The 8,452-nt window shown below is 48.5% G+C and carries 12 protein-coding genes; 1 reads left to right on the top strand and 11 read right to left on the bottom strand.

The annotated features are described in order from the left end of the window. Positions 1-94 precede the first annotated feature (94 nt). The 11 genes from VXK47_RS10805 to VXK47_RS10755 all read right to left on the bottom strand — a co-directional run bounded on the left by VXK47_RS10805 (position 95) and on the right by VXK47_RS10755 (position 7,470). Positions 95-283, bottom strand: coding sequence for a type II toxin-antitoxin system RelE/ParE family toxin (locus VXK47_RS10805; RefSeq protein WP_435548796.1), 189 nt, complete (start codon positions 281-283; stop codon positions 95-97). 6 nt (positions 284-289) lie between these two features. Beyond that, the gene (locus tag VXK47_RS10800; protein ID WP_435548795.1) at positions 290-508 is read right to left on the bottom strand and encodes a TA system antitoxin ParD family protein; all 219 of its coding nucleotides are present in this window, start codon (positions 506-508) and stop codon (positions 290-292) included. Positions 509-680: 172 nt separating this feature from the next. Next, positions 681-1,103, bottom strand: a complete 423-nt coding sequence (locus tag VXK47_RS10795; protein WP_435548794.1) for a hypothetical protein — start codon at positions 1,101-1,103, stop codon at positions 681-683. Positions 1,104-1,114: 11 nt separating this feature from the next. Next, a complete protein-coding gene (locus tag VXK47_RS10790) occupies positions 1,115-1,531 on the bottom strand; it encodes a hypothetical protein (RefSeq protein WP_435548793.1) in 417 nt (138 codons plus the stop codon). Positions 1,532-1,677: 146 nt separating this feature from the next. Then, on the bottom strand, positions 1,678-2,565 hold the full coding sequence (locus tag VXK47_RS10785) for an AbiJ-NTD4 domain-containing protein (RefSeq protein WP_435548792.1): 888 nt from the start codon (positions 2,563-2,565) through the stop codon (positions 1,678-1,680). A 24-nt stretch (positions 2,566-2,589) separates the two neighbouring features. Continuing rightward, positions 2,590-3,216: a hypothetical protein gene (locus VXK47_RS10780; protein WP_435548791.1), complete on the bottom strand. Its 627-nt coding sequence runs from the start codon at positions 3,214-3,216 to the stop codon at positions 2,590-2,592. A 193-nt stretch (positions 3,217-3,409) separates the two neighbouring features. Beyond that, positions 3,410-4,306 (bottom strand): cyclic-phosphate processing receiver domain-containing protein, encoded by an 897-nt coding sequence (locus VXK47_RS10775; RefSeq protein WP_435548790.1) that lies wholly within the window; start codon positions 4,304-4,306, stop codon positions 3,410-3,412. A gap of 72 nt (positions 4,307-4,378) precedes the next feature. Continuing rightward, complete coding sequence (locus tag VXK47_RS10770; RefSeq protein ID WP_435548789.1) at positions 4,379-4,861, bottom strand: hypothetical protein; 483 nt, start codon at positions 4,859-4,861, stop codon at positions 4,379-4,381. Next, complete coding sequence (locus VXK47_RS10765; RefSeq protein ID WP_435548788.1) at positions 4,862-5,224, bottom strand: hypothetical protein; 363 nt, start codon at positions 5,222-5,224, stop codon at positions 4,862-4,864. 127 nt (positions 5,225-5,351) lie between these two features. Continuing rightward, on the bottom strand, positions 5,352-5,996 hold the full coding sequence (locus VXK47_RS10760; protein ID WP_435548787.1) for a hypothetical protein: 645 nt from the start codon (positions 5,994-5,996) through the stop codon (positions 5,352-5,354). A 472-nt stretch (positions 5,997-6,468) separates the two neighbouring features. Beyond that, positions 6,469-7,470, bottom strand: a complete 1,002-nt coding sequence (locus VXK47_RS10755; RefSeq protein ID WP_435548786.1) for a hypothetical protein — start codon at positions 7,468-7,470, stop codon at positions 6,469-6,471. 854 nt (positions 7,471-8,324) lie between these two features. On the opposite strand from VXK47_RS10755, the gene VXK47_RS10750 reads away from it, so the two are divergent. Next, a partial coding sequence (locus tag VXK47_RS10750) for a transposase (RefSeq protein WP_435548797.1) occupies positions 8,325-8,452 on the top strand: 128 nt, incomplete at its 3' end.

Raw genomic sequence — 8,452 nt, 5'->3', positions numbered from 1 at the left:
ACGGCCGCATCAAAAACTTGACAAAAAAACACCGGATATGGTCTACTGGGAAACATTTCCCAAGAAAGAGGCAGCAGCTTGAATAAGCAGTTTATCACTTAAAAAAAGCATTTTGCTGTTCAAACAATCCCGACCACCGCTCCCCTCGAAGGTCGCCTTTTTTTTCCGAACCGATGACAGGATTGTCAGCGATTTTTAAAATCTGCTTGTCGAGCGACTTTTTTTCTTGTTTGGTGAATTTTTTAACATTTCTTTCAAATTGTCGAGACTGTAGAATTTTCATTGGCGTTTATCCGAATTTGTATTCTGATGATTCACCTTGTTCAAGCTCTACAAGACCAATAAGGATGTCCTTTATTAGGCTATAGGTCAAATCAGGATTTTCTTCAGCGCATTTGCCAATTTTTGCCCAGTGTTCAATCTGACCAGTTAGGGATCGTTGATCAATTTTGCTAAATATTTTTGCTTCCCGTACCAACTCGTTGGAAACTCTTACTGCGGTCGTCATTGTAATTACCTCCTATCAGGATTTTTTACATAACGATACCATATAAAATAGCAATATGCAACACTTTATTGCTTTTGTACAACATAATTGTTTTTTCTTTGAAGGCGAACGGTTGCTTAACGCGCGGCGGCTTTTTGCCGTCGCCGTTAAAGCAAAGGTTAGCATTGAGACACTATAGCTGTGAGAGATTGGTAACCAAGTTGTATGTAAACCAACCATCGCCCGTTACGAAAATCTGTGGCTTGGCAGTTGCGGCATCACGCATGACACCAACACCGTCACTAAATGGCTCGAACGAAACGATCTTCTTGTACGGAAGCCGGACACTTTTTCGCGGACCAGCGAAATAGATATTCTTGTTTGTGACAACCACCCAGCCAGTGTCAATGTGGATACGCTCGGTGTGTTCAACCGCTTGCCCCTTGAATGCGCCGACCCTGTAATAGACGCCTTTCATTACGCGAATACTTACACCCTGCGAGCCGCCGACAAACTGGCGGCGTGTTTTGTCTTCCAAATATTTGGAACCGGAAAATGCCCAGACAATTTGCTCGCCTTTTTGAAGGTTGATGGGGAGATTCCCATCAATGGACATGCGCTGTGGAATTACACCGTTGAGAACGTCCGCAATACGGCAGCTTTGGCGGTTTTTGTCAGCGCCCCGTTTCTGTCAAGTTCGCTTTGAGATAAAGCAAACCGTTCCTTAAACTCAGTGAGCCGTTTTCCCTCCGTTGTGTCCAGAATTCCATCTTCGAGAAATTGTTCGACGGAGTTTTCCCACCCTTTGGCGAGTAGCGCCTTTCGTTCAGTCTGTGGAACAAAGGAGGACTGTTCAATTTCCGTAATTGTTTTTTCAAGGCTATCGAAGCTCTCTGAGCCTTTGATGGCGCGCAAGATATCAAGGGCGATTCGTTGACGACCACCTTGGATTACGAGTTCGCGTTGTTGGTGCTTTTCTTCACACTCAGCATGTTTGCTACGAAGAAACCCAGCCGGTTTTCCACAATATTTACAGTTGCCCAATGTAACCTCCTTTGAATGCTAACGCCAAGTTCACTGGTTGCAGGGGGATTCCCAGGAACATTGTTTATGTTTATACTTTTGTTAAACCAAAACTTTTCAAAGCGGCGAAGCCCCCTGCAATCCAGTGAAACGCCATGTTGGGTGTTCTATCTTGACGATAACAGCATTTGGATAAAGGCGCACAGCCTGTAAAACAAATAATCAATTATGCTATTATCGGAAATTACAATTTGTGTCACCTCACTATGGCGAATATGAAATGTGTTCCCTATATCAGTCAATTTACGCGCTTCTTCTTCCAACATGGATCGAGTATCAGAATCGTTGGATACTTTATCTAAGAGAATCGATATAGATTTTTTCTTATTCCTCGGGTCTTCAACTGTCTTTATTCGCTCCCAACAATCCCATAGGCGTTCAATGGCCTCTTTTCTAATTTTAATATCAGGATTTAAGAATTTCTTTTGAGCATCATCAATCATGTTGTCCAAGACTGAATCACCGGTTCGTATATGGGTCGAAATAAAACTTTGAAATTGTACAGGTATTATTCGTTTTATTGAGCCATCATGTTCTAAAACATATGCGATGCCGTTTCTTCGGAATATTGTGTTTATCCTTTCCAAAAAAGAGTCTTTGCCAGCTTCTTCATCAAAAGATAAGTGATGATGTCGAAAAAAGCTATGATAGACTCCCTGTATTGGTTTTGCGACGGCTTGATAACAGAATTGAATCAAATCTAAAGCCGCCATGGTTTCGGGTGCCCAAGCCTCCTTTTCCCAATTATTCCCTTCTTCTGTTTTCAGTGGCCATTCAACATCTGGCACTTCAGCCTTAAGTGCAAGGATAAATGATTGCTCATCTGTGCCAGTAGGCCCATCCCCATCAGGGCACATTTCAGGATATTGCTGTCCAAAAGCCCCGGTTGTGACCATGCTTTGAATGAGAGCAACAATTCCTCCCCAAGCAGCAGGGGTAACGGAATCTACTGCTTGGGGTTTGGATTTGCTTTCTTTATCGCTAAAATATTCCATTTTTTTGTTACCCAACGTTTGAGTTCAGCGGCGCGATTTATCGCGTCCGCTGGAACGAATTGTTATGCTTTTCTCAAAAGAATTACTAGCAATGGACGATAATAAAATAAAGAAATATCCTGAAATCTCAGCCATTTCTTCAAAAAGTACATGATAAATAATTGATTCGTTCTTCTCAAAAAAACTTCCAATAAATAGAAATGCGCCTCCTGCCATCAATAAAACACCCGACCTAGATTTGATAAAACTAACTACTGCACTTTTATAATAAAGATAGTTTTTTAATGCGACATACACTATTGCCAAAAATGCAATGGCTATTGTCGTATTTCGTCCTACACCAGACCCAATGAATTTTAGAGCATTTGGGATATTAAATGTTTCAACATCTACTTCCCTGAGCACGAAGCTATAACAAAGCAGAGAACAAAACAGAGGAATCAGCCTTTCTAATCTCTTCCCAAGCACAGCCGTCGCAAGATAAATAACACAGGCCGTTACTAGCAAGTATGCCTGCATGGATTCAATCGGCCCATTTTCAGCACATATGTGAGTATTATTATCAGCCATGGAGGATATGGAAAAAATCCAAACCCCAAGCCAAGCACTTACAATAACAGCGCTTATTACATTAACAAATCTTTTTGGCATATCTTTCCTTAAAGCATAACGCTACGGCTGAGGCGCGCGGTTTTTGCGTCGCCTCCAGCCGTTTGTTGGGCAATCATTAAATAAGCGTCCAATTTTATTCCGCAAAACCAAAGCCTGCACGATACCTTCTGGCCAGTTATTCTCATGTTGCATACCGCGATCTTTCTTTATTTGTCAGTCTACTTCTTCGCGTTTAGGGATTCCTCCGTATGTTCTCAAATACTGGCCGCTCAAACTTCAAATCTGGCACGATCCGCTTGATGCAAGCCAGCATATGCTCATACATAGTTCGCGAGCAGTAGCAAATCAGACGGTCTTTCCTCTCGTATGGGGAACAGGAAGATAACGAGGTAATCTCCAGAGCGCATGGATTGGTACGTGACGAAACCTGGGGCCATTGCCATAAGTCCAGGACCTCCAATTCGCGACAGATTGACTGCATCTGATCGTGCGATACACGCGTCAAATGGGGCTCTATGGCATATCTGGCTGTATCAAGAAGGAATGGATCATGAAGGGATGGGAAAGGGCTGCTCTCAATCCTGAAGTGCGATTCCTTACGTCCTATGTGAGAGGCATCGGGGTACCCGGCAATTGTGGTACAACTTCGATAGAACCTCTGCCAAATCATGTCGACTGTAACGAATGCCTGCGACACTGAGCTGTCCATTTTGTCTGGAGTGTCGGTACACGTCCAGTCTTTGGGCACACCATGACGCAACGCTTCGCGCACGCTCTTGACGACCGCGTTCGACTTGAAGAGCGTGGCAATCGGTATACAGACCGCTTGGGGAAGCAATTCCCGCAGACGGCCCGCCGCCGGTACGTTCATCGAGTGAATCAGGACGGGTGTATCGGCATTTCGAGAAACCGGAATCGCCTGTGCGACTGCATCCCCATTTTCCGGACCAGCCAGGTCGAAGTCGAGCGCGATCAGATCGAAGTCGAACGCGTTCACCATCCGGATTGCCCGGGCCGCCGTGTGAACCAGCACCCAAGCGTGCTCACGGAACAAATCCGTAAGCTGCTCCTGTCGCTCGTGCGAATCCTCGACGATTAACACTCGGAGAACAATCTGTTTGTCTTCCATACCTATGAGATTCATCTCAATCACCACTCAACTTCTGCCGTCGAGAACTCCTGTCTCCGGGATCGGCTGTTATCATCGCCAGAAGTAGGAACCTGTTTTCTGCACGACGTCGACCCGGAGATCTCCAGGACCACAAGAGCGTTCCCTGGCTGCATGGGAGCGCATCAGCTCCTCCTCGGCGGCGGCAATGCACGCAAAGGGCAGTATCGGCAAACACAGCGTGCCGATGATGTAGAACAGGATGCGTGGGGGAATCTTCGCGCTGAAAAGCCAATTGATCAACTCGCCAATGCCGACGCCCAGGACCATCGATATGAAGAGCACCAAGAGGCAGCCGACAAAAAACGCCTCTACCCAATCGTCCGCACCAATCAAGTCCCGCAGAGGTATCTGGATGGAATGCGATCGTGACGTGGACATGTCGTATGTCAGTGTGTGGTGCTTGCCCATGAAGATGTCTTCGCTTCGGACGGAAAGTAGTAAAGTGCTTTTGAAATGAATCGTCTTCATCACATGCCCGTTTCCAAGAACATGAGTTCCGGTGTCGTCATTCAATTATCTGGGCTCTTCGTAAACCAGCAGCCGCACGACTTTACCACCGCGAAACAGCACCTGCACCTCCCCTTTTGGGAGGCCATAATACCATGCAGGCATCTGCTCGACGTGCGTAATGGTTTTCTTGCTGTCCTTCATTTCGAATTCCTCGTACCGGTAACTCGTTGTGTCAACAGGCTTTCCGGCTATTTCGAGGACTTCCGCCATCGTCATTCTATTTCTAATCGTTCCATCAACGGTGATAGCAATACTATCACGGTCTCTTCCGAGGGTTTCGGACAAATGAGGCGTAGCACATCCGCTTACGAAAAATGCAATTGCAGCAAGTGCCAAAACAACAATAAAGGTCTTCTCTCTCATCATATCTCCTCGTCTCATCTTTCATGCACCAAAGGTGCACCTCTTCAGTGAAGAGGGAACGCCGTTCAATACGACAATTTGGCATCCATATACATCGTGCAGAACCTCTGTCAGATCACCTGACCCGACATCACCGGCTACCGACTTCCATCGGAACGTTCTTCCTAATCCGCTTTGCCAACTCACGGGCCATTTCCTTCAATTCTACGTCCCAGTTTCCGCTTGTTGCGCTGTTCACATTCAGCATTCCCGGCAAGGGCTTACCGGATTTATCCGAAAAACGGATCTCAAAGCTAAGGCTCTCTATGCCGCCGAATCTCTCACCAACCGTCACTTCTCGATCAAAGCTGAAATCCTTCGGGCTTTGCGGTGGGGGTGCAGGAACACGCTTTGTTATAGTCCAGATGATGGGTACCACGGTTCTATATCCGTATTGAAGGGTCACGCTCGCTTCTCCTACCTCCTTGTTCTTCAGAACCCCAAAGCCCTGTGCTTGAAGAGCGTTCGCAAGTTGCGACGAAAAGGTATTCCTAAAGGAAGCAAGCACGAGGTTTCCTGATATGACGACGTTCGAGGCATGCCCGCCCAAAGCATGGGCTATTACATTCCCATCTTCGCGCCCCTCCAGGCGGATCCTCAACGTGCTCCCCGGCAGCTGCGGCTCGATTATAGAGGTCACGCGTGTCGTTGCACAACCAGCTGAGAGCATGAGCAAAGCCGTTGCGAAAAAAGCAACGCCGATTGACCTTCTCACAACAAGCATGTCGCGAAACATAAAAACACCTCCTACAAGCTGGTATAGTTAAGCGGTCAGGCAGACATCATCCACCGACACTGACGCGTCGCACAACATCTCTTTGCCAATCTCAAAGCCGGGCATTGAAAACTCGCGACGAACGACAGTCACGTGGCCTGACCCCGAGATTGCTGAAGGACTCTCAGCCCGGGTTCTGTGCCACAGAAGATGATCCACACAAATACAGGGCCAGTAGAGCATGCCAAGCGGGGTTAAGGTGGTCCTTGTACGCCCACTGAAAGCCACGTAAGCTTCGACAAGAAACCTTGGGCACCATTCCCGCCGCCAATCGGACCCGCCATGGTTGGCAACAATCGGATGCCCGCCCAGGCTCATGAGGACATACGAAAGCAAGTAGCCCGCAAGCACGCCCAGACCAAGCCTCGTCCATCTGTGCTTCACCCCATTGAACCATCGCGCTCTCATGCGTAGCCCCTTTTGTGTCGCAGAGTTATCCTCGGAGTTGCTGGAAGGCCAGATCGACCAGTTTCTCCACCGTCTTATCAGGGTCATCAAACCCGCCCTCATACAAATGAACGATCTCGTACGTCCGGTTGCCATCACAGACTATGAAGTACGTGTGGTACATCGGCCGGCCGCCCTGCGTGGCGATATACTGAACGCTGTATGCCACTTGACCGCCGAGGCTCGTGATCTTGTACGAATCCTGGATCAGTGAAGTCGATTTCTGGAAGTACTGAAGAGCGGCCTCGAAATCCGACTTCAGCGAAGCCCGCGTGGGCAGCCACTTGATAAGAATCATCGCAAGCTTGTCGCCAAAGTACCTGCGGTACTGGTCAAGACCGACAGTCCCATTACTCAAATCAGGGTCATAGAAGTACGTCCATAAACCATTTCTGCTATGCTCCTGGACAAACTCATCCGCAGTGGCACGATCAAGTTCAAGACCACCCGACGTAACGACAGCGGAGGGGGAAACAGGAAATGACACCTGGTAGAGCTTGCTGGCCGGCATGAAACTCGCTTGGGCTTCTGTCTTGGGTTCTTCACCACGATCACACCCTGCGCACAGCTTACAGACCAAGGCCAAACTCAAAAATATGAGCAGTGGGCCGTGGCCCAGGTGTCGAATCCACACCATACGATTCTTGGCCACGCGGAAACCGCTGGTGAAGAAAAAGACAAGAACACCCACCACGAATGACACGCCCGCCATCGCGTACAACATTCGTGTCATTCTCTGTTGGCGCAGGGCGGCGGACGCTCGCTGCCGGGCCTCATCGATCATGGACGTCGGAACATTGCAGCCTTCGTCTCGCAGGTTCTGGAGAAAGTCGGCATTCTGTTCTGGGGTGACCCTCGCCCCTCGACCTTGAACCATCACGAAGGTTCCCTCTCGCTCCTTGGGCGAAGCGACAAGTACGGCCACCAGGAACATCACCACCAGAAGCAGCGGCACAGCTGCCAGCCAGATCGAAGATCGAGGAGTCATGGTAAAGCCCTTCCCAATGTGAGCGTGCTACTCAGACAGAAGCACAAGCTGTGCCGGGCAGGGTTCGCCCTTGCGCCAGTTCCAAGCTTCGTATCTCGCCTCGGAACCATCGCCTGGCACTCGGCGGACCAGAAGCCCACTCTGAGGGGCCGGGACGAAATTGACGACGGGCAAGGCTCCCCTGTGAATCAAAACCCAACTTCCGGACTCCATCTTGGTCAGTTTTGTAAGGATGGACTGCCGTAGCGGTTCCATAACCGCCGCGGCGGCGACAATCTGGTCGGCCGTGCACTCAGCCTGGTCCGGCGTGCGCATATTAGCCCGAGCTTGTTGCGACGACTGGCGGTTCTCCGAAGAATCGGGCAGGAGCACTTCCCCGGACACCGGCCCCTGTCCATACCGTGAAATCGCGGTGAGTTGACCCACCATTTGTCCATCCCGCGAAGTCCCTGTAAAGTGGGCCGTAGGCTGGGGTTGCGTCTCCGACGACGTTGGCGCACATCCGGTAATCATGACAATCACAAGCAGAATTAAAAAGACATAAACACTGTTTACAACGTTACTTTTGTTCATTTTTACCTCCGTCGGGTCTCATGCCCAACGACGGAAATAACCCACGCCGCCGCCGTTAATGGATTCAAAAACGTAACTTACTCGGCGTTGGGCTCATTGATTTGTTATAAAACGATATCCGCCTTCAGCGCAAGTGGGTCAAGACTTACGCTTAATATCTTATGACAATGAGGGCATATAGACGTTTTGAACATTTTGGTTTTCCTTTATTATGTATTTTTTGTTTTGGCCTATTGACTTAGCTGACCCAATTATTTATAATAAACACCATGAGCAGCAATATTGGGGTTAAGCCAAATTATGGGGAAATGAGTTGGTTGATTTTCCAGGAAGACTTTCAGAGTGAAGATGACTGTTATGCCTGGCTGCTCAAAACTCGCTGGCCAGAAGGATTTATTTGTCCTAAATG

Origin of the sequence: Desulfobacterium sp. N47 (assembly GCF_051233685.1) — a bacterium.
Classification (GTDB): domain Bacteria; phylum Desulfobacterota; class Desulfobacteria; order Desulfobacterales; family RPRI01; genus RPRI01.
Note: the sequence above shows the minus strand (reverse complement) of the source record. Positions and strands in the feature narration are given on the sequence as shown.

Bases quoted from the DNA above. Each gene is read 5' to 3' on its own strand.
- VXK47_RS10795 (WP_435548794.1), bottom strand. From the start codon at position 1,103: ATGTCCATTGATGGGAATCTCCCCATCAACCTTCAAAAAGGCGAGCAA.
- VXK47_RS10785 (WP_435548792.1), bottom strand. From the start codon at position 2,565: ATGGAATATTTTAGCGATAAAGAAAGCAAATCCAAACCCCAAGCAGTA.
- VXK47_RS10805 (WP_435548796.1), bottom strand. From the start codon at position 283: ATGAAAATTCTACAGTCTCGACAATTTGAAAGAAATGTTAAAAAATTC.
- VXK47_RS10800 (WP_435548795.1), bottom strand. From the start codon at position 508: ATGACGACCGCAGTAAGAGTTTCCAACGAGTTGGTACGGGAAGCAAAA.
- VXK47_RS10755 (WP_435548786.1), bottom strand. From the start codon at position 7,470: ATGACTCCTCGATCTTCGATCTGGCTGGCAGCTGTGCCGCTGCTTCTG.
- VXK47_RS10775 (WP_435548790.1), bottom strand. From the start codon at position 4,306: ATGGAAGACAAACAGATTGTTCTCCGAGTGTTAATCGTCGAGGATTCG.
- VXK47_RS10760 (WP_435548787.1), bottom strand. From the start codon at position 5,996: ATGTTTCGCGACATGCTTGTTGTGAGAAGGTCAATCGGCGTTGCTTTT.
- VXK47_RS10780 (WP_435548791.1), bottom strand. From the start codon at position 3,216: ATGCCAAAAAGATTTGTTAATGTAATAAGCGCTGTTATTGTAAGTGCT.
- VXK47_RS10765 (WP_435548788.1), bottom strand. From the start codon at position 5,224: ATGATGAGAGAGAAGACCTTTATTGTTGTTTTGGCACTTGCTGCAATT.